This is a genomic window from Georgenia satyanarayanai (assembly GCF_900116375.1).
Lineage (GTDB): Bacteria > Actinomycetota > Actinomycetes > Actinomycetales > Actinomycetaceae > Oceanitalea > Oceanitalea nanhaiensis.
On sequence record NZ_UETB01000002.1, the window covers coordinates 306,337 to 324,923 of the forward strand.

The following is an 18,587-nucleotide window of genomic DNA, read 5'->3' on the forward strand; positions in this document are numbered from 1 at the left end:
CCGGCGCGCCGCCCCCTGCCCGGCGTTCACGCCTCGCTACGTTGAGGACCGCAGACCCGAGGAGGCGACGTGTCCGACAACCCCTATGAGCGCGACAACCCCGACGAGCCGGTCGAGCCGGCGAGCACCGACGCTGGACCGGCGGACGCCGGCAGCACGGTCCAAGCACCGACCGACGCACCCTGGTCGCAGCGCCTAGACCCCGCACCGCCCGCCGACGACGCCGCCTGGCTCGCCGACGACGGCGCCCGCCCCGGTTCGACCACGCCCGAGCCGCCGGGCGAGGAGGACCAGCCCCACCCGGTCCCGGCCGAGCCGGTCCCCGCGGACGGCGAGCATCGTGCCGCGGGCGACGCGGCCGGCGGCCACTCCGGCTCGACCGCCACCACCGACCGGGAGGAGCCTCCCGCCGTCGGCGACACCGACCGCACGCAGGTGCTGCGCACGCACCAGGCCGAGCGTCCGGTGCCGCGGTCCGGTCTCGCCGAGCACCGCAGCGCCACCTACCTCACGGGCGACCGTCCGGTCGAGCCCGAGCCCGAGCCCGAGCCCGAGCACACCGGCACGGCCACCACCCCCGCGCCGTGGCTGACGGGCGCGGCCGCGGGTGCGGGCGCCGCCGGCGCCACCGCTCCCCCGGCGCCCCCCGCCGGCCCCGCGGAGCACCCGGCCGAGGACGAGCGCGCCCGGCCGGAGCGTGACGTCCTCCTGGAGGGCACGACCGCCCACACCCGCCCGCCCTCGCGGGCGAAGGCGCATGTGCTCACCATCCTGCTCAGCCTGCTCCTCACGCCGGTCGCCTGGTACCTCCTCGCCGACGCCGGCGCACGGCTCACGCTCCCGCAGGGCAACCCGTGGGACACCGCGAACCTCAACGTCGCGGCCCTGCTCGAGCTCGCCGGCGGCCTGCTCGTCCTCGCCGTCGTCCTGCTCGCGGCCCGGTGGAGCTCTGTGGGCGCGATCGTCACCGGCGCGCTCGTCATCGTCGTCGGGGTGCCCTTCCTCGCCGTGCCGGCGTGGACGCAGGACCTCCTCGAGCCGGTGGAGTCGTGGCTCGCGGACCTCGGCGACTTCGGCGACTTCGGCGACAACGTCGCCCACCACCTCGTCGCCTCGGGCAGCACGGGTCGGCTCGTCGTCGTCGGCGTCGCCCTCGTGCTCGTCGGCGTCGTCTCCCACGGCGCCCGCCGTCAGGGCCGCCGCGAGGTGCACCCCGCCGTCGAGGCCTGAGCGCACGTCAACGGGCCGGCCACGGGACTCCCGCGACCGGCCCGTTGCTCCGTCCGTCGGCGGCCGGCGCCCCGCTCTCGCGCCGGTCCCGGCCCCGTGACCCCCGGTGGGGTGCCCCGAAGCATCCCCACGCCTGCCCGTCCCGCCCGCCGCCGGCGTCCTGGTCGCCGCGCCCGTCGACGCCGCACGGACGGTACATTCGGGGACGTGCGCCGATGTGATCCCGGCCATACGGGGGCACGGCAATGGCAACGAACGACGTCGTCCGGAGGAATCATGGCTGACCACACCAGCGCTGACGCAGCGGCAGGCGGACTGGAGAACCTGCTCGTCGAGGAGCGCCGCTTCCCGCCGAGCCCCGAGTTCGCCGCCCAGGCGAACGCGACCGCGGAGCTCTACGACCGGGCCGCGGCCGACCGCCTCGGGTTCTGGGCCGAGCAGGCCCGCGAGCTGCTCACCTGGTCCACGGACTTCTCCGAGGTCCTCGACTGGTCCGACGCGCCACGCGCGCGCTGGTTCGGTGACGGCCGGCTCAACGCCGCCTACAACGCCGTGGACCGGCACGTCGAGGCCGGCAACGGCGAGCGCGTGGCCATCCACTGGGAGGGCGAGCAGGGCGACACCCGCACGATCACCTACGCACAGCTGCGCGACGAGGTGGCTCGCGCCGCCGCGGCCCTCGCCGAGCTCGGCGTGCAGACCGGTGACCGCGTGGCGATCTACCTGCCGATGATCCCCGAGGCCGTCGTCGCGATGCTCGCCTGCGCGCGCATCGGCGCCCCGCACTCCGTCGTCTTCGGCGGCTTCTCCGCCGAGGCGCTGCACACCCGCATCAACGACGCGTCGGCGAAGGTCGTCATCACCGCCGACGGCGGCTACCGGCGCGGCAAGGCGAGCGCCCTCAAGCCCGCCGTCGACGACGCCCTCGCCAGCGGTGACACGCCGGTGGAGAAGGTCCTCGTCGTCCGGCGCACCGGGCAGGACGTGGCCTGGACCGAGGGCCGCGACGTGTGGTGGGACGAGGTCGTCCCCCGCCAGGACACCGACTTCGCGCCCGTGGACGTCGAGGCCGAGCACCCGCTGTTCATCCTCTACACCTCCGGCACCACCGGGAAGCCCAAGGGCATCTTCCACACGACCGGCGGGTACCTCGCCCAGTCCGCGTACACCCACCGCAACGTCTTCGACCTCAAGCCGGAGACCGACGTCTACTGGTGCACCGCGGACATCGGCTGGGTCACCGGGCACACGTACGTCACCTACGGCCCGCTCGTCAACGGCGCCACCCAGGTGATGTACGAGGGCACGCCCGACACCCCGCACAAGGGCCGCTGGTGGGAGATCGTCGAGAAGTACAAGGTCACGCTCCTCTACACCGCGCCCACCGCGATCCGCACGTGCATGAAGTGGGGCGAGGAGGAGCCGGGCCGCTTCGACCTGTCCTCCCTGCGCGTGCTCGGCTCGGTCGGTGAGCCGATCAACCCCGAGGCGTGGGTCTGGTACCGCCGCGTCATCGGCGGTGACCGCACCCCCGTCGTCGACACGTGGTGGCAGACGGAGACGGGCGCGATCATGATCTCCCCGCTGCCCGGCGTCACCGCCGCCAAGCCCGGCTCCGCCCAGACGCCGCTGCCCGGCATCAGCGCCGACGTCGTCGACGAGCAGGGCGAGCCCGTCCCCGCGGGCTCGGGCGGCTACCTCGTCCTCACCGAGCCGTGGCCGGCCATGCTGCGCGGCATCTGGGGAGACGAGCAGCGCTTCCACGACACGTACTGGTCCCGCTTCCCCGGCATCTACTTCGCCGGCGACGGCGCCAAGAAGGACGAGGACGGCGACCTGTGGGTCCTCGGCCGCGTGGACGACGTCATGAACGTCTCGGGCCACCGCCTCTCGACGACGGAGATCGAGTCCGCGCTCGTCTCCCACCCCACGGTGGCCGAGGCCGCCGTCGTCGGGGCCAGCGACGACACGACCGGCCAGGCCGTCGTCGCCTTCGTCATCCTGCGTGGCGAGGCGGCCGCAGCCGCCAGCGAGGCGAGCGCCGAGGACCACATCGCCGAGCTGCGGGCGCACGTGGCCAAGGAGATCGGGCCGATCGCCAAGCCGCGCTCGATCCTCGTCGTCCCCGAGCTCCCCAAGACCCGCTCCGGCAAGATCATGCGCCGTCTCCTGCGCGACGTCGCCGAGAACCGCCAGGTCGGCGACGTGACGACCCTGGCCGACTCGACAGTCATGGCCCAGATCAGCGCCGGCATGCAGAAGTAGCCCACCGCCCCTCAGAAGTAGCCCCCCGCCCCTCGCGAGTAGCCCCACCCCCCTCACGCCGAGAGCTGAGTTGTTCCTGGAACAACTCAGCTCTCGGCGCTCACGTGTGGGGGACGCAGGGGTGGGGTGGAGCGTCGTCTAGGCTCCTCGCGTGGCGAGTGCGCAGGGTGTGGTGTGGCAGGACGGACCGTGGGAGCACCGGTTCGTGCCGGCGAACGGGGCGCGCTTCCACGTCGTCCTCGCCGGCCCGGAGGCCGGTGAGCTCGTCGTCCTGCTCCACGGCTTCCCCCAGTTCTGGTGGGCGTGGCGCCACCAGCTGACGGCCCTGGCCGACGCCGGCTACCGCGTCGCAGCGATGGACGTCCGCGGCTTCGGCGGCTCGGACAAGCCGCCGGGCGGGCACGCGACGCCGGTGCTCACCGCCGACGTCGGCGGCGTGATCCGCTCACTGGGCCGCGAGCGGGCGGTCGTCGCGGGTCACAGCTTCGGCGGGCTGCTCGCGTGGTCGATGCCGGTGCTCGAGCCCCGCGTCACCCGCGCCGTCGCCGTCCTCAGCGCCCCGCACCCTGTGCCGCTCCTGCGGCCGCGCAACCACCTCGGCCCGCGGGCCCGCGCCTTCCTCGCCCGCGTCCAGGTGCCGTGGTTCCCGGAGCACGCGCTGCGCCGCGGTGACCTCGTCTCCCGCGTCCTCACGGACCTCTCGGCGCCCGGCCGCGTGCTGCCGCCCGAGGAGCTGCGCGCCTACCAGGCCGCGGTCCGGCTCCCGTCGGTCGCCCACACGAGCCTCGAGCACCTGCGCTGGCTCGTGCGCTCGACCCCGCGCCCGGACGGCCGGCGCTACCTCGCCGCCATGGCCCACCCGGTCACCGTGCCGGTGCTGAGCGTGCGCGGGGGTGCCGACCGCTTCAGCCCGGCCGCCGCCTATGCCGCGGACCCGGCCCACGTGCGGGGTCAGCTGCGCACCGCCGTCGTCCCGGGCGCCGGGCACCTGCTGCCCGAGGAGGCACCCGAGGCCGTCACCGCCCTCCTCCTCGACTTCCTCGCCGCCCTCCCGGACTGACCGGAGTCAGCCCGGGCGGCGCACCAGGCCCTCGGCGAGCTCCGGGTCGGTCTCCCCCACCCCGTAGCTCGGGCACACGTCGGCGAACACGCAGGCGCCGCAGGCGGGCCGGCGTGAGTGGCAGACGCGGCGCCCGTGGAAGATCAGCCGGTGGCACAGCATGGTCCACCGCTCCGGTGGCACGAGGTCGGCGATGTCCCGCTCCACCTTCACCGGGTCCTTGTTCTCCGTCCAGCCCAGGCGGCGGGCGAGCCGCCCGACGTGGGTGTCCACCGTGATGCCCGGGACGTCGAAGGCGTTGCCGAGCACGACGTTCGCGGTCTTGCGGCCCACCCCCGGCAGCCGGACGAGCGCGTCCAGGTCGGCCGGCACCTGCCCGCCGTGGTCGGCGAGCAGCGCCGCCGCGAGGCCGCGCAGCGAGGTCGCCTTGGCCCGGAAGAAGCCCAGCGGCCGCAGCACCTCCTCCAGCTCCTCCTGGCTCGCGGCCGCGAGCTCGGCCGGTCCGGGCCACCGCCGGAACAGCGTGGGAGTCACGGCGTTGACGCGCACGTCCGTCGTCTGGGCCGACAGGACGGTGGCGACGAGGAGCTCGAAGGGGGCGGTGAAGTCGAGCTCGCAGCGGGCGTCGGGCCACTCCGCGGTGAGGACGTCGTCGACCTCGACGGCGGGTGCCGGGCCACGCTCGGCGAGCGGCAGGTCGGTGCTCACCGGCCCAGGTTACGGGCGGCAGCTTGCTCTCGGTGGCAGGATGGTCGCCATGGGCTCCGGCCCGGCCGCCGACACCGACGTGAAAAGGAAGCAAAACGTGGACGACTCCGCGATCAGCTCCGTGCCCCTCTTTGCCTCCCTCGACGACGACGCTCGAGCGGCCCTGCGTGAGGCCATGCACGAGGTGAGCCTGCGTCGCGGGGAGACCCTCTTCCACGAGGGTGACCCCGGCGACCGCCTGTTCCTCGTCATCGAGGGCAAGATCAAGCTCGGTCACCGCTCGACCGACGGCCGGGAGAACCTGCTGGCCATCCTCGGCCCGGGCGAGCTGCTCGGTGAGCTCACGCTCTTCGAGCCGGGTGAGCGGACCGCCACGGCCACCGCCGTCGCCACCGCCCGCCTGCTCGAGCTGCAGCACGACCCGTTCATGCACCTGCTCGACACGCGACCCGAGCTGGCCAAGCACATGCTGCGCGCGCTGGCCCGCCGTCTGCGCCGCACGAACGAGGCCCTCGCGGACCTCGTGTTCTCCGACGTCCCCGGCCGCGTCGCCAAGGCGCTGCTCGACCTGTCGGTCCGCTTCGGCGAGCAGACCCCCGACGGCCTGCGGGTGGCCCACGACCTCACCCAGGAGGAGCTGGCCCAGCTCGTCGGCGCCTCCCGCGAGACGGTCAACAAGTCCCTGGCGGACTTCATCTCCCGCGGTTGGATCCGCCTCGAGGGCCGGGCCGTGCAGATCCTCGACCTCGAGCGCCTCAAGCGCCGCGCCCGCTGACCCGCCCCGCACACGTACAGACACACACCCACTCCCCATACGCCGAGAGCTGAGCTGTTCCGCGGAACAACTCAGCTCTCGGCGTATGTGTGCGAGGGGGTGCGGACGTGTGTCAGGCGACGGCGAGGACGAGCTCGATCTCGACCGGCGCGTCGAGCGGGAGGGCACTGACGCCGACGGCGCTGCGCGCGTGCCGCCCGGCCTCACCGAAGATCTCGCCGAGGAGGTCCGAGGCACCGTTGACGACGCCGGGCTGCCCGGTGAAGGACGGGTCGCTGGCGACGTAGCCGACCACCTTGACCACCTGGACGACGGCGTCGAGGTTGCCGACCTTCGCGGCGACGGCCGCGAGGGCGTTGAGCGCCGCCACGCGCGCGAGCTCGGTGGCCTGTGCGGGCGGGACGAGCCCCTCGCCGTCACCGACCTTGCCGGTCGCGGGCAGCGCGCCGTCGACCATGGGCAGCTGGCCCGAGGTCCACACGAGGTCACCGTGACGGACCGCAGGCACGTAGCTCGCGACCGGCGGCACGACCGGCGGCAGCGAGAGACCCAGCTCCTGGAGACGCCGGGCGACGCTCATGCCTTGGGGCGCTTGAGGTAGGCGACCGGGTTCTGCGTGGGACCCGGCACCACCTGGACGAGCTCCCAGCCGTCGGCGCCCCACTGGTCGAGGATCGCCTTGGTGTTGTGGATGAGCAGAGGAATGGTCGCGTACTCCCAGGTCGTCATGCCGCCATCCTAGGCTTGCCGGATCTTGGCGAGGATGCGCGGCGCACGGTCGGCGCGGAGCTCGGCGATGATCTCGTCCTCCTCGTCCCTGAGACGGTCGGCCCAGGAGTGCACCTCGGGGTAGCGGCGCAGCAGCGCGCGACGCTCGCGCTCGGTCAGCCCGCCCCAGACCCCGAAGGTGACGTGCGCGTCCAGTGCATCGGCCAGGCACTCCATCCGCACCGGACAGCGGAAGCACAGCTCCCGCGCGGCCCGCTGCGCCGCCCCGCGGACGAAGAGCTCGTCCGGCGCGATCGCCCGACACGCGGCGCGCGCGGCCCACGTCTGGTCCTCGTGAGTGGTCATGCCCCACCTCCTGCGTTCCCACGGCATCATTGCCGTTCGTCTGTGTCCCGACGCTAGCCCTCGTTGTGGAGAGTTGGAAGAGCTATGACGTCATCGTGACCTTGGCGAGATCGTCACATGTCGCACGCCGGATGTCCATATCCTTGGACAAACTCGCGTGACCTGCCCCACCGTACGGCCCTGCTCGGGGCAGGCGCCGTACCCTGGAGCCATGGCCTCACGTCCCATGCCGCGCGGGCGCGCCGTCCGCCCTGTCCAGCTCGTCGCCATGATGATCGCGTTCCTGCTGATCGCCGTGGCCGGAGGAGTGCTGACGGCAGGACTTCTCCTGCCCGCCGTCGGCTCCGTCGGCGCCGTGGGGAACGCGACCACGGACCTGTTCAGCGACATCCCCACCGAGATCGAGATCGACGAGCCCTCGGAGCAGAGCGTCATGTTCGACGCCCAGGGCAACGAGATGGCGGTCTTCTTCGCGGAGAACCGCGTGGTCGTCGGCTTCGAGGACATCTCGCAGCACGTCAAGGACGCCGTCGTCGCCATCGAGGACCACCGTTTCTACGACCACGGCGGCGTGGACCCCGAGGGCATCATGCGCGCCGTCGCCCGCAACGTGGGTGGCGGCGAGCTCGAGGGGGCCTCGACGCTCACGCAGCAGTACGTGAAGAACATCCAGGTCGAGGAGAGCCGGGTCACCAACGACCCGGAGCTCTACCAGGCGGCCACGGAGACCGACGGCGCCGCGGGCATCGCCCGCAAGCTGCGCGAGGCCCGGCTCGCCATCGCCCTGGAGAAGGTGCGGTCCAAGGACGAGATCCTCACCGGCTACCTCAACATCGCCCAGTTCGGGCCCTCCCAGTACGGCATCGAGTCCGCCGCGCACCACTACTTCAACAAGACGGCCGCGGACCTCAACATCCCCGAGGCGGCGATGCTCGCCGGCATCACCCAGAACCCCGCCAAGTGGGACCCCGTGAGCAACCCGGAGAACGCCGAGCAACGCCGCAACACCGTGCTCGCGCGGATGCGCTCCCTCGACGTCATCACGCAGGAGCAGTTCGACGAGGCCGTCGCGATCCCCATCGCGGACATGCTCGACGTCCAGGACACACCCCGCGGCTGCGCCGTCGCCGGCAACGCCGCCTACTTCTGCCAGTACGTCGTCAACGAGATCCTCACGAACGAGGCCTACGGGGAGTCGGTGGAGGACCGTCGCCAGCTGCTCAACCGTGGCGGCCTGGAGATCCACACGACCCTCGACCCCGACAAGCAGGAGGCGGCCTTCGAGGCCGTCACCGACTCGATCCCCATCGAGGACGAGTCCGGCATCTCGATGGCGCTGTCCTCGATCGAGCCGGGCACCGGGCGGATCTACGCGATGGCGCAGAACACCCGGTACGGGGTGGCCTCCGAGGACGACCCCCGCGCCACCCAGGTGAACTACAACGTCGGCCAGTCGCACGGCGGTGGCTCCGGCTTCCTGTCGGGCTCCACCTTCAAGGTGTTCACCCTCGTGCAGTGGCTGCGCGAGGGCCACTCCCTCATGGACAGGGTCAACTCCGCGAACCGCGTGTTCCCGCGCGAGGACTGGACCATCTCGTGCGGGGACTACGCCGGCCCGGAGGACTACGAGCCGAAGAACCTCGAGGGCTTCGGCGGCGGCGTGGAGACGGTGCTCGAGTCCACGCGGAAGTCGGTCAACACCTCCTTCGTCGTCATGGCGCAGCAGATGGACCTGTGCGACATCACCGACGTCGCCGCCGACATGGGGGTGCGCACCGGTGACGGCTCCGAGCTGACGCCCAACCCGGCCATGGTGCTCGGGACCAACACCGTCACCCCGCTGTCGATGGCCAACGCCTACGCCACCCTCGCCGCTGAGGGCGTCTACTGCGAGCCGGTCGCCATCACGAGCATGGTGGACCGCAACGGCGAGGAGATCCCCGTGCCGCCCTCGGACTGCCAGCGGGTGCTCGAGGAGGACGTCGTCGACGGCGTCACCCACGCCCTGCAGGCGGTCATGGGCCCGGAGTGGGACTCCACCGGGTCCCCCGCCCGCATCCCTCCCCGGCCGACCGCGGGCAAGACCGGCACGGCGAACGACGCCAAGCACGCCTGGTTCGTCGGGTACACCCCGCAGATCTCCAGCGCCGTGTGGATGGGGTACGCGAACGGTGACCAGCCCATGGTCGACATCATCATCAACGGCCGCTGGGTGGAGAGCGTCTACGGCGGACTCATCGCCGCTCCGACGTGGCAGGACTACATGCTCGAGGCCACCGAGGACATGCCCATCGAGGAGTTCGACGAGGCTGACAGCAGCGTCGTGCGCGGGGAGTTCCTGCGCGTGCCGAGCATCGGCGGGCAGACGGTCGAGGACGCTCGCGAGACGCTCGAGGACGCCGGCTTCAACACCACCATGGGCTACCCGGTCGACTCCGGCTGGCCCGAGGGCCTGGCCGTGGCCACCGTCCCCGAGGCGGGCAGCAGCGCCCGCCGCGGGGAGACGGTGACCATCTACACGAGTGGCGGTCGGGGCTGAGCGTGATCGGGCGACTGGCGGGCACCGCTGCGCTGTCCGCCGTCGGCGGTCTCGCCTGGGCCGTGACGGAGACGCGCCTGTTCACGGTGCGCACCCACGTGGTGCCCGTGCTCGCGCCCGGCAGCCGGCCGCTGCGGGTCCTGCACGTCTCGGACCTCCACCTCACGCCCACGCAGCGGCTCAAGCAGGAGTGGGTGCGCCGGCTCGCGGACCTCGAACCGGACCTCGTCGTCTCCACCGGGGACAACCTCGCCCACCAGCGCGCGGTCCCCTCCCTGGCGCACGCCCTGGGTGAGCTGCTCACCGTCCCCGGCGTGTTCGTCCTGGGTTCCAACGACTACTACGCCCCCCAGCCGAAGAACCCGGCCCGCTACCTCATGCCCTCGTCCCGGCGGAGCACGACGAGCGACGAGCCGCAGACGCTGCCCACCGACGAGCTCGTCGAGGTCCTGAGCTCGGGCGGCTGGCTCGACCTCACCAACACCCGTGGGAGTCTCGACGTCGCCGGGCAGCGGCTGTCCTTCGTCGGCGTCGACGACCCCCACCTCGAGCGCGACCACTTCCCCGCACCCGACGGCGAGCACGGCGACCTCCACGTCGGGGTCTCGCACGCGCCGTACACGCGGGTGCTGGACCAGATGGCCGACGACGGCTGCGGGGTCATCCTCGCGGGCCACACCCACGGCGGCCAGCTCCGCGTCCCCGGCTACGGCGCGCTGGTGACCAACTGCGACCTCGACCGGGAGCGCGCCAGCGGTCTGCACGGATGGCCCGGGCCGCGGCCCGACGCGCCGGGCGGGGGGTCCTCCGCCTGGCTCAACGTCTCGGCGGGGATGGGCACCTCCCCGTACACGCCGGTGCGCTTCGCGTGCCGGCCGGAGGTCAGCCTCCTCCAGCTCGTGGCCGGCGAATAGCGACATGCCTCACACGGCGGGCTGGCGGTTTCACTCCCGGGCACGTGCTCCGCTATCCTGATCTGGCTTTACCGGGGTGTGGCGCAGCTTGGTAGCGCGCCTCGTTCGGGACGAGGAGGTCGTGGGTTCGAATCCCGCCACCCCGACCGGTAGAAGGCCCGGAACCGTAAGGTTCCGGGCCTTCGTCGTATGCAGCGGCGTCAGCCGGCGGGCCAACCGTTGGGCCGGCAGCCGTCCAGGTCGAGGGTCTGCTGGACCATGACGGGGGCCCGCTCGCCGGGGTCGGGGCAGCCGACGTGACCGTGGCCGAGCACGTGGCCGACCTCGTGGTTGACGAGGTACTGGCGGTACTCGGCAACAGTTCCACCGGCCTCGAGGAAGGGCTCGGCGCCCTGCGCCCAGCGCACCGCGTTGAGGACGGCGTAGCCCACCCGGCCGCACGAGACGGTGCCGCCGGTGTCCACGGGCGCGCACAGCTCGTCGGTCGTGGCCGGTGAGGCGAGCGTGAGGTCGATGTCCGCCTCGCCGTCGGTGCGGGCGAAGACGACCGAGCCGTCGTGGCCCCACCCCCGGGGGTCGTTGAGCGTGGTCATGACCTGGCGGGCGAACTCGCGCCCGTCCACCCCCAGCCCGGTCTCGACCTCCACGCGCACGCTGACGACACGCTCCGCCTCGTGCGGGGCGGCGGTGGCACCGGGAACGGTGCGCAGGCGGCCGCCGGCGTCGCGGGGCACCTCGGTGCGCCACAGCCCACCCTGCTCGGCGAGGAAGGTGAGCGTGGGGGACTTGGCGGGCGGGCGCCAGTGCTCGCGGTCGCCGTCGGCCTCGCTACCGCGGCCGGCCTGGCTCCCGCTTCCCGGCACGAGGGCTCCGCCGAGCATCCGGGGAGCCGCCCAGGGATCCCGGGGCTCCGGCATGGGAGTCGGCGCGGCCGCCCCCAGCAGCGCGGCCACCGTCGCGAGCGAGGCCACGGCCCACGACACGCGTCTCATCTCACCTCACCGGGGGACGTGGCAGCGTCCGCCGCCGCCCGGTGGCGACGGCGCGGACGCGGCCGGGGGTGTCTCAGGCCTGCTGCTCCGCCTGGGCCTCGGCGACCTTGGCGCGGACCTCCTCCATGTCCAGGCCCTTGACCTGGTCGATGAGCTGCTCGAGCTGCGGGCCGGGCAGGGCGCCGGCCTGGGAGAACACGAGCACGCCCTCACGGAAGGCCATGAGCGTGGGGATCGCGGTGATGCCGGCCTGCGCGGCGAGCTGCTGCTCGGCCTCGGTGTCGACCTTCGCGAAGACGATCCCCTCGTGCTTCTCGGAGGCCTTCTCGTAGACCGGCGCGAACTGCTTGCACGGGCCGCACCAGTCCGCCCAGAAGTCCACCAGGACGATGTCGTTGTCCGTGATGGTCTGCTCGAGGGTCGTCGCGGTCACGTCGGTGGTTGCCATGCTCACTCCTGTCGATCGGGGTTGTCTGCGGGTCAACACGTGGCGCCGTCAACTATTCCGTCTCACGCGCGAGCCGCCGACCTACGCTGGGCGCATGTCGAGGTTGTCACGCTCCCGCGGCCCGCGCACCCGCGCCGGGCGCAGCTCGCCGGGCGGGTGGCCGCCCCCTGCCTGGGAGCAGCGCTTCCGCGCACCCGAGCTCGAGGTCCCCGAGTGGGCGCCGGACGCGCCGGACCGCGCGTGCGTCGTCGCGACCGTCGACGGGCGCCCACAGGTGCACTCCTGGGAGGCGAGCACCGGCCGTCTCGTGGCGGCCACGGACCGTGCGGCCGGGACGACCGACGCGACGATCGACCCCGCCGGCCGGTGGCTGTGGTGGTTCGACGACACCGACGGCGACGAGTGGGGCACCTGGCGGCGCCAGCCCTTCGGCTCCCCGCCCGGGCAGCTCACCGAGACACCGATCCCCCTGCCGCCCGGCTACCAGGCAGGCCTGCACCTCTCGCGCGACGGGACGGGCGTCGTCGGGCGCACCGACCCGGACGCCGGCACGACCATCCACCAGGTCTTCCTCGACACCTTCTCGGCGACCTCCGCCCCGGTGCTCCTGTACGCCGGGGACCACGACGCCGAGGCGGCGGCGCTGAGCGACGACGGCAACCTCCTCGTCGTCGGGCACGCGGAGGGCGGCGACCCCCGCCACCCGGCGTTGCGGGTGCTGTCGGCGGACACGGCCGCGACCGTCGCCGAGCTCGACGACGGCCCGGGGCGCGGGCTGTGGGCGCTCGACTTCCCGCCGCTGCCGGGTGACTCGCGCCTGCTCGTCCTCCACGAGCGCACCGGCACGCCGCGGGCGGCGGTGTGGGACGTGCTCAGCGGCGCGTGGCGCGAGCTCGCCCTGGACGTCGACGGCGAGGTCGCCGACGCCACGTGGTTCCCGTCCGGGGACGCCGTGCTGCTCGCCGTCGACCACCGGGCGCGCACACGCCTGCACCGCCACGACCTGCGCACGGGGCGCAGCACCCTCGTCGGACCGGCGGACGGGACCGTCGACGGCGCGACGGCGCGCCCCGACGGCGAGGTCTGGTACTCGTGGTCCTCGGCCGCCGAGCCGCCCAGCGTCCGCACCACCCGGACCGGCGCCGTCCTCCTCGCGCCGGTGGGCCCTCGTCCGCGCCCCTCCGTCGGGGTCCGCGACGTCGACGTGCCGGGGCCCGGCGGGGACGTCCACGCGCTCCTGCGGCTGCCCTCGACGGGCGCGGCGCCGTACCCGGTGGTCGTCGACGTCCACGGCGGTCCGGCCGACCACCGCACCGACTCCTTCTCCCCCACCCTGGCGGCGTGGGTGGACCACGGCTTCGCCGTCCTCAGCGTGAACTTCCGCGGCTCGACCGGCTACGGCACCCGGTGGCGCGACGCCATCGAGGGCGACGTCGGGCGGGCCGAGCTGGCCGACATCGCGGCCGTCCACGACCGCCTCGTGGCCGAGGGGACGCTGGACCCGCGGCGCTCGGTGCTGACCGGGGCGTCGTGGGGCGGCTACCTCACCCTGCTGGGCGTGGGGACCCAGCCGGGACGGTGGGCGCTGGGCCTGGCCGACGTGCCCGTGGCGGACTACGTCGCCGCCTACGAGGACGAGCTGGCCACCCTCCAGGCCGTCGACCGGGCGCTGCTCGGCGGCTCGCCGCAGGAGGTGCCCGAGGCCTACGCCGCCGCCAGCCCCATCACCTACGTCGACGCCGTGCGGGCGCCCGTGCTGCTGCTGGCAGGACTTAATGACCCGCGCTGCCCGCTGCGGCAGGTGCAGCGCTACGAGAGCGCCCTGCGGGAGCGGGGCGGGGTCGTCGAGCTCTACCAGTACGGCGGCGGCCACGGCTCCCACGTGACGGCCGAGCGGGTGGCCCAGATGCGAGTCCAGCTCGACTTCGTGAAGCGTCACCTCTCGCCCTAGCCCTCCCGAGTACGCACAAACGGTCACCACACGGGCGCGACAGGCGCCCGCTGGTGACCGTTGGTGCGTACTCGGCGGGTGGGTGGGGTGGGGGTGGGGGTGGGGGTGGGTGGGGTCAGGCGGTGGCGAGGAGCTTCGCCGCGAGGAGCTCGGCGATCTGGATGGTGTTGAGCGCCGCGCCCTTGCGCAGGTTGTCCCCGACGACGAAGAGGGCCAGCCCGCGGCCGTCCTCGACGCTCTGGTCCTGGCGGATGCGCCCGACGAAGGTCGCGTCCTTGCCCGTCGCCCCCAGCGGCGTGGGGACGTCGGCGAGCTCGACGCCCGGCGCGTCCGCGAGGAGCTCGCGGGCACGCTCGGCGGAGATCGGACGCTCGAACTCGGCGTTGATCGACAGCGAGTGGCCGGAGAACACCGGCACGCGCACGCAGGTGCCGGAGACGGCGAGCCCGGGCAGGTCGAGGATCTTGCGGGACTCGTTACGGAGCTTCTGCTCCTCGTCGGTCTCCTCGCTCCCGTCGTCGACGATGCTGCCCGCGAGGGCGACGACGTCGAAGGCGATCGGGGCGACGTAGGTCTGCGGCTCGGGAAGGGTCACGGCCGAGCCGTCCTGCGCGAGCGCCGTCGTGTCCTGCTCGACGGCGGCACGCACCTGGGTGTCGAGCTCACGCACCCCGGCGACGCCCGAGCCGGACACGGCCTGGTAGGTGGAGACGACGAGGCGCTTGAGGCCGGCCTCCTCGTGGAGGACCTTGAGCGTGGGCATCGCCGCCATGGTCGTGCAGTTGGGGTTGGCGACGATCCCCGTGGGGATCTCCTCCAGCGCGTGCGGGTTGACCTCGGAGACGACGAGCGGCACCTGCGGGTCCTTGCGGTACGCCGAGGAGTTGTCCACGACGAGCGCGCCGGCCGCGACGAACCGCGGCGCGTGCTCCTTGGAGGTGGCGCCGCCGGCGGAGAACACCGCGATGTCGATGCCGCCGAGGTCCGCCGTCGCGACGTCCTCGACGACGACGTCCTGGCCCTTCCAGGGCAGGGTCGTGCCGGCCGAGCGCGCCGAGGCGAAGTAGCGGATGGCCGCGACCGGGAAGTCGCGCTGCTCGAGGATGTCGCGCATGACGGCGCCGACCTGACCGGTGGCGCCGACGACGGCCAGCGTGACGCCGGCGCGGTCTGCTGCGTGCGTGCTCATCGCCCCGTCCCTCCGTAGACCACGGCCTCGGACTCGCTGCTGTCCAGGTCGAACGCGGTGTGGACGGCGCGCACGGCGTCATCGAGCACGTCGGCGCGGGTGACGACCGAGATGCGGATCTCCGAGGTCGAGATCATCTCGATGTTGATGCCGGCGTCGAAGAGCGCGTTGAAGAGCTTGGCGGACACACCCGGGTGGGAGCGCATGCCCGCACCGACGAGCGACACCTTGCCGATCTGGTCGTCGTAGCGCAGGTCGGCGTAGCCGAGGTCCCCGGCGGCGGCGCGCAGCGCGGCGATGGTGGCCTCGCCGTCGGCCTCGGGCAGCGTGAAGGAGATGTCGGTGAGCCCGGTGGCCGCGGACGACACGTTCTGGACGATCATGTCGACGTTCGCGCCGGCGCCGGCCACCACCGCGAACAGGCGGGCCGCGGCACCGGGGACGTCGGGGACCCCGATGACGGTGATCTTGCCCTGGCTGCGGTCGTGGGCGACCCCGGCGATGATCGGGTCTTCCATGCTGCTCTCCTCGCTCTGGGAGTCGTCGTGGCCGATCCAGGTCCCCCTCTTGGAGGAGAAGGAGGATCGCACGTGGATGGGCACCCCGTAGCGGCGGGCGTACTCGACCGCTCGCAGGTGCAGGATCTTGGCGCCGTGCGCCGCCATCTCCAGGGTCTCCTCGCTGGTGATCGAGGTGATCTGGCGGGCGGAGGGCACGATGCGCGGGTCGGCCGTGAACAGGCCGTCGACGTCGGTGTAGATCTCGCAGACGTCGGCGTTCAGCGCCGCCGCGAGGGCGACGGCGGTGGTGTCGGAACCGCCGCGGCCCAGGGTGGTGACGTCCTGGGTCTCCGAGACGCCCTGGAAGCCGGCGACGATCGCGACGCCGCCGTCCTGGATGGTGCGGGCGATGCGCTCGGGCACGACGCCGACGATCGAGGCCTTGCCGTGGGCGGCGTCGGTGAGCACGCCGGCCTGCTGGCCGGTGTAGGAACGGGCGGGGACACCGAGCTCGGAGATCGCCATCGCGAGGATCGCCATGGAGATGCGCTCGCCGGCGGTGAGGAGGATGTCCAGCTCACGCTCGGCAGGCTTAGCGGTGACGGACGCGGCGAGATCGAGCAGCTCGTCGGTCGTGTCACCCATGGCCGACACGACGACGACGACGTCGTTGCCGGCCTCCTTGGTCTCGACGATCCGTTTCGCGACGCGCTTGATGCTGGTGGCGTCGGCGACGGAGGATCCGCCGAACTTCTGCACGACAAGGGGCACGAGAGGGCTCCGCTGGTTGGGTACAGGGGGAACCGGCCGGAGGGGCGCGGCCCCGAGAACGCAGCACAGTGTAGATCGATCTCAGATCTCGGTCATCTGCGTGTCCGCTGACTGGAAAGACTGTGCCAACGATCACCCGCTGAGCACGTCCCAGCCCAGCCGCGCGACGAGGGCGAGGACGACGACGAGGAAGACCACCCGGACGAAGCCGCTGCCCCGCGCCACGGCCATCCGCGCGCCGAGGTACCCGCCGGTGAGGTTCGCTGCCCCCAGCGCCAGGCCCAGGCCCCACAGCACCGCACCGTGCGGCACGAAGAACATGAGCGCGCCCGCGTTCGTCGCGAAGTTGACGATCTTGGCCAGCGCGGAGGCCGGCAGGAACGCGTACCCGAGCACGGAGACGAGGCTGATGACGAGGAACGTGCCGGTCCCGGGCCCGAGCAGCCCGTCGTAGGCGCCGATTCCCAGGCCGAGCGACGCGGCCGCCAGGTGGTGTCCCCGCCCGCTCCACCGCAGGTCCGTCTGGGCGCCGATCCGCGGGCGGGCGATCGTCCAGCCGGCCACCCCGAGGAGGACGACGAGGATGATCGGGGTGAAGAGCTCGCCGGGGATCTGCGCGGCGAGCACCGCACCGCCGAAGGCACCGGCGAGCGCGGCCAGCGCCATGGGCGCCGCCGTGCGCAGGTCCGGGCCCACTCGCCGGTAGTAGGTGAGGGCGCTGACCGACGTCCCCATGATCGAGCCGACCTTGTTGGTCGCCAGCGCCTGGACCGGGCTGATGCCGGGGACGAGCAGGAGCGCCGGCAGCTGGATGAGGCCACCGCCCCCGACGACGGCGTCCACCCACCCGGCCGTGAAGCCGGCGAGGATCAGGAGGACGAGACCGAGGACGTCCAGCTCGAGGGGCACGCGCCCATCCTGCCGCACGGTGCCTGCGAGGCCCGTGCGAGGACCGTGGGGTCAGGCCTCGCCGTCGGCGTGGAGGGCGTCGAACTGGGCGTCGGCGGCGACGTCGGCGGGCACGTCGAGACGCACGTGGGAGAGCACCGACAGCAGGGCGCGCAGCGCGGCAGCCGCGCGGTCACCCCAGTTGGACAGGTAGGAGAACTGCCACCACCACAGCGCCTCGATGACGTTCCCCGCGCGGTGGTGGATGAGGCCGCGGCGCAGCGCGAGGGCAACCTCGGCGACGTCCGCGGACAGCATGCCGGAGACGGAGACGTTGTCGACGAGCGGGTCGGGGACCTCGCGGTACTCGTCGAGGCCCTCGAAGACGTTCGCCAGACCGAGCCGGAGCGGGTCGGCGTCGGGCTCCTCGCCGTCGTCGGGCTCGAAGCGCTGCGGCGGGACGACGTCGGTGACGGCACCGAGGCGGGCGCCGGCGGCGCTGAGGTCGGAGAGCGCGAGGAGGAGCAGGGAGATGGCGAGGTCCGGGTGGCCGCCGGCGGCCACCTGGGTGACCGTCTCGAGGAAGCGCTCGGACTCGGCCGCCATCGCGCCGGCCAGGGCGTGGAGGTCGGCGACCTCCGCTGTCTCGTTCTCAGGCATCGATCCTCCTGCGTCCCTCGAAGGCCCGGCCCAGGGTGATCTCGTCCGCGTACTCGAGGTCCCCGCCCACGGGCAGCCCGGAGGCGAGCCGGGACACGGGGATCCCCATGCCGCGGAGCATGCGCGCGAGGTAGGTGGCGGTGGCCTCACCCTCGATGTTGGGGTCCGTGGCGAGGATGACCTCGGTGACCTCGCCGTCGGCCAGGCGGGTCATGAGCTCGCGGATGCGGAGGTTGTCCGGGCCGATGCCGTTGATCGGGTTGATGGCGCCGCCGAGCACGTGGTACTTCCCGCGGAACTCCCGGGTCCGCTCGATGGCGACGACGTCCTTGGCCTCCTCGACGACGCACAGGACGTCGTCGCTGCGGCGGGGGTCCAGGCAGATCCGGCAGCGGGTGCCCTCGGACACGTTGCCGCACACCTCGCAGAAGCGGACCTTGCTCTTGACCTCCGTGAGGACGTGCGCGAGCCGCTCGACGTCCGCGGCCTCTGCCGAGAGCACGTGGAACGCGATCCGCTGGGCGCTCTTGGGCCCGATCCCGGGGAGTCGACCGAGCTCGTCGATGAGGTCCTGCACCGCGCCTTCGTACACCTGGACAGCGTACGTCCCCCCGGTGACACCG

General features: G+C 73.0%; 18 protein-coding genes and 1 tRNA gene. 8 read left to right on the forward strand and 11 right to left on the reverse strand.

The window, feature by feature from the left end; all coding sequences use genetic code 11:
* Positions 1–69 precede the first annotated feature (69 nt).
* From DSZ44_RS05620 to DSZ44_RS05630, 3 genes are all read left to right on the forward strand, one after another.
* The gene (locus DSZ44_RS05620) at positions 70–1,230 is read left to right on the forward strand and encodes a hypothetical protein (RefSeq protein ID WP_110851612.1); all 1,161 of its coding nucleotides are present in this window, start codon (positions 70–72) and stop codon (positions 1,228–1,230) included.
* A gap of 276 nt (positions 1,231–1,506) precedes the next feature.
* The gene (gene acs / locus DSZ44_RS05625) at positions 1,507–3,495 is read left to right on the forward strand and encodes an acetate--CoA ligase (RefSeq protein WP_110851613.1); all 1,989 of its coding nucleotides are present in this window, start codon (positions 1,507–1,509) and stop codon (positions 3,493–3,495) included.
* Between the two features lie 151 nt (positions 3,496–3,646).
* Entirely contained in the window at positions 3,647–4,555 is a 909-nt protein-coding gene (locus DSZ44_RS05630; protein WP_110851614.1) for an alpha/beta fold hydrolase, read from the forward strand.
* Between the two features lie 6 nt (positions 4,556–4,561).
* Here the strand turns inward: DSZ44_RS05630 and nth are convergent, their stop codons facing one another.
* Positions 4,562–5,263, reverse strand: coding sequence for an endonuclease III (nth, locus tag DSZ44_RS05635; protein WP_181424542.1), 702 nt, complete (start codon positions 5,261–5,263; stop codon positions 4,562–4,564).
* Between the two features lie 97 nt (positions 5,264–5,360).
* Between nth and DSZ44_RS05640 the strand changes: the two genes are divergently transcribed.
* Positions 5,361–6,038, forward strand: a complete 678-nt coding sequence (locus DSZ44_RS05640; protein ID WP_307784954.1) for a Crp/Fnr family transcriptional regulator — start codon at positions 5,361–5,363, stop codon at positions 6,036–6,038.
* Between the two features lie 112 nt (positions 6,039–6,150).
* Here DSZ44_RS05640 and DSZ44_RS05645 read toward each other — a convergent pair whose 3' ends face one another.
* The 3 genes from DSZ44_RS05645 to DSZ44_RS05655 are packed head-to-tail and all read right to left on the reverse strand — an operon-like array spanning position 6,151 to position 7,112.
* Positions 6,151–6,618, reverse strand: coding sequence for a RidA family protein (locus tag DSZ44_RS05645; protein ID WP_110851616.1), 468 nt, complete (start codon positions 6,616–6,618; stop codon positions 6,151–6,153).
* Complete coding sequence (gene sp36, locus DSZ44_RS05650; RefSeq protein WP_110851617.1) at positions 6,615–6,767, reverse strand: Sp36 family protein; 153 nt, start codon at positions 6,765–6,767, stop codon at positions 6,615–6,617. Before sp36 ends, DSZ44_RS05645 begins: the two co-directional genes overlap by 4 nt.
* Positions 6,768–6,776: 9 nt before the next feature.
* Positions 6,777–7,112: a WhiB family transcriptional regulator gene (locus DSZ44_RS05655; protein WP_110851618.1), complete on the reverse strand. Its 336-nt coding sequence runs from the start codon at positions 7,110–7,112 to the stop codon at positions 6,777–6,779.
* Between the two features lie 211 nt (positions 7,113–7,323).
* Here DSZ44_RS05655 and DSZ44_RS05660 point away from each other — a divergent pair, with 211 nt between their 5' ends.
* The 3 genes from DSZ44_RS05660 (at position 7,324) to DSZ44_RS05670 (ending at position 10,711) form a co-directional block, all read left to right on the forward strand.
* Positions 7,324–9,651, forward strand: a complete 2,328-nt coding sequence (locus DSZ44_RS05660; RefSeq protein ID WP_110851619.1) for a transglycosylase domain-containing protein — start codon at positions 7,324–7,326, stop codon at positions 9,649–9,651.
* Between the two features lie 2 nt (positions 9,652–9,653).
* Positions 9,654–10,565, forward strand: coding sequence for a metallophosphoesterase (locus tag DSZ44_RS05665; RefSeq protein WP_258369253.1), 912 nt, complete (start codon positions 9,654–9,656; stop codon positions 10,563–10,565).
* 72 nt (positions 10,566–10,637) lie between these two features.
* Positions 10,638–10,711: transfer RNA gene (locus tag DSZ44_RS05670), tRNA-Pro, on the forward strand.
* Between the two features lie 54 nt (positions 10,712–10,765).
* On the opposite strand, the gene DSZ44_RS05675 is transcribed toward DSZ44_RS05670, so the two are convergent.
* On the reverse strand, positions 10,766–11,557 hold the full coding sequence (locus tag DSZ44_RS05675; protein WP_110851621.1) for a DUF3152 domain-containing protein: 792 nt from the start codon (positions 11,555–11,557) through the stop codon (positions 10,766–10,768).
* Between the two features lie 73 nt (positions 11,558–11,630).
* Positions 11,631–12,005, reverse strand: coding sequence for a thioredoxin (gene trxA / locus DSZ44_RS05680; RefSeq protein WP_110851622.1), 375 nt, complete (start codon positions 12,003–12,005; stop codon positions 11,631–11,633).
* Positions 12,006–12,099: 94 nt separating this feature from the next.
* Between trxA and DSZ44_RS05685 the strand changes: the two genes are divergently transcribed.
* Positions 12,100–13,956, forward strand: a complete 1,857-nt coding sequence (locus DSZ44_RS05685; protein WP_110851623.1) for a S9 family peptidase — start codon at positions 12,100–12,102, stop codon at positions 13,954–13,956.
* Between the two features lie 115 nt (positions 13,957–14,071).
* On the opposite strand, the gene DSZ44_RS05690 is transcribed toward DSZ44_RS05685, so the two are convergent.
* The 5 genes from DSZ44_RS05690 to recR form a co-directional block, all read right to left on the reverse strand.
* Entirely contained in the window at positions 14,072–15,145 is a 1,074-nt protein-coding gene (locus DSZ44_RS05690; RefSeq protein WP_110851624.1) for an aspartate-semialdehyde dehydrogenase, read from the reverse strand.
* Entirely contained in the window at positions 15,142–16,416 is a 1,275-nt protein-coding gene (locus DSZ44_RS05695; protein ID WP_110851625.1) for an aspartate kinase, read from the reverse strand. The genes DSZ44_RS05690 and DSZ44_RS05695 overlap by 4 nt, the downstream gene beginning before the upstream one ends.
* A 132-nt stretch (positions 16,417–16,548) precedes the next feature.
* Complete coding sequence (locus DSZ44_RS05700; RefSeq protein ID WP_110851626.1) at positions 16,549–17,325, reverse strand: TSUP family transporter; 777 nt, start codon at positions 17,323–17,325, stop codon at positions 16,549–16,551.
* 51 nt (positions 17,326–17,376) lie between these two features.
* The gene (locus DSZ44_RS05705) at positions 17,377–17,964 is read right to left on the reverse strand and encodes a DUF5063 domain-containing protein (RefSeq protein WP_110851627.1); all 588 of its coding nucleotides are present in this window, start codon (positions 17,962–17,964) and stop codon (positions 17,377–17,379) included.
* Positions 17,957–18,556, reverse strand: a complete 600-nt coding sequence (recR, locus tag DSZ44_RS05710) for a recombination mediator RecR (RefSeq protein ID WP_110851628.1) — start codon at positions 18,554–18,556, stop codon at positions 17,957–17,959. Before recR ends, DSZ44_RS05705 begins: the two co-directional genes overlap by 8 nt.
* Positions 18,557–18,587 lie beyond the last annotated feature (31 nt).

What these genes read in the sequence shown, in the direction of transcription:
- DSZ44_RS05690 (WP_110851624.1), bottom strand. Translation starts at nt 15,145, where the DNA reads ATGAGCACGCACGCAGCAGACCGCGCCGGCGTCACGCTGGCCGTCGTC.
- DSZ44_RS05685 (WP_110851623.1), top strand. Translation starts at nt 12,100, where the DNA reads ATGTCGAGGTTGTCACGCTCCCGCGGCCCGCGCACCCGCGCCGGGCGC.
- acs (WP_110851613.1), top strand. Translation starts at nt 1,507, where the DNA reads ATGGCTGACCACACCAGCGCTGACGCAGCGGCAGGCGGACTGGAGAAC.
- sp36 (WP_110851617.1), bottom strand. Translation starts at nt 6,767, where the DNA reads ATGACGACCTGGGAGTACGCGACCATTCCTCTGCTCATCCACAACACC.
- DSZ44_RS05655 (WP_110851618.1), bottom strand. Translation starts at nt 7,112, where the DNA reads ATGACCACTCACGAGGACCAGACGTGGGCCGCGCGCGCCGCGTGTCGG.
- trxA (WP_110851622.1), bottom strand. Translation starts at nt 12,005, where the DNA reads ATGGCAACCACCGACGTGACCGCGACGACCCTCGAGCAGACCATCACG.
- DSZ44_RS05645 (WP_110851616.1), bottom strand. Translation starts at nt 6,618, where the DNA reads ATGAGCGTCGCCCGGCGTCTCCAGGAGCTGGGTCTCTCGCTGCCGCCG.
- DSZ44_RS05705 (WP_110851627.1), bottom strand. Translation starts at nt 17,964, where the DNA reads ATGCCTGAGAACGAGACAGCGGAGGTCGCCGACCTCCACGCCCTGGCC.
- DSZ44_RS05675 (WP_110851621.1), bottom strand. Translation starts at nt 11,557, where the DNA reads ATGAGACGCGTGTCGTGGGCCGTGGCCTCGCTCGCGACGGTGGCCGCG.
- DSZ44_RS05660 (WP_110851619.1), top strand. Translation starts at nt 7,324, where the DNA reads ATGGCCTCACGTCCCATGCCGCGCGGGCGCGCCGTCCGCCCTGTCCAG.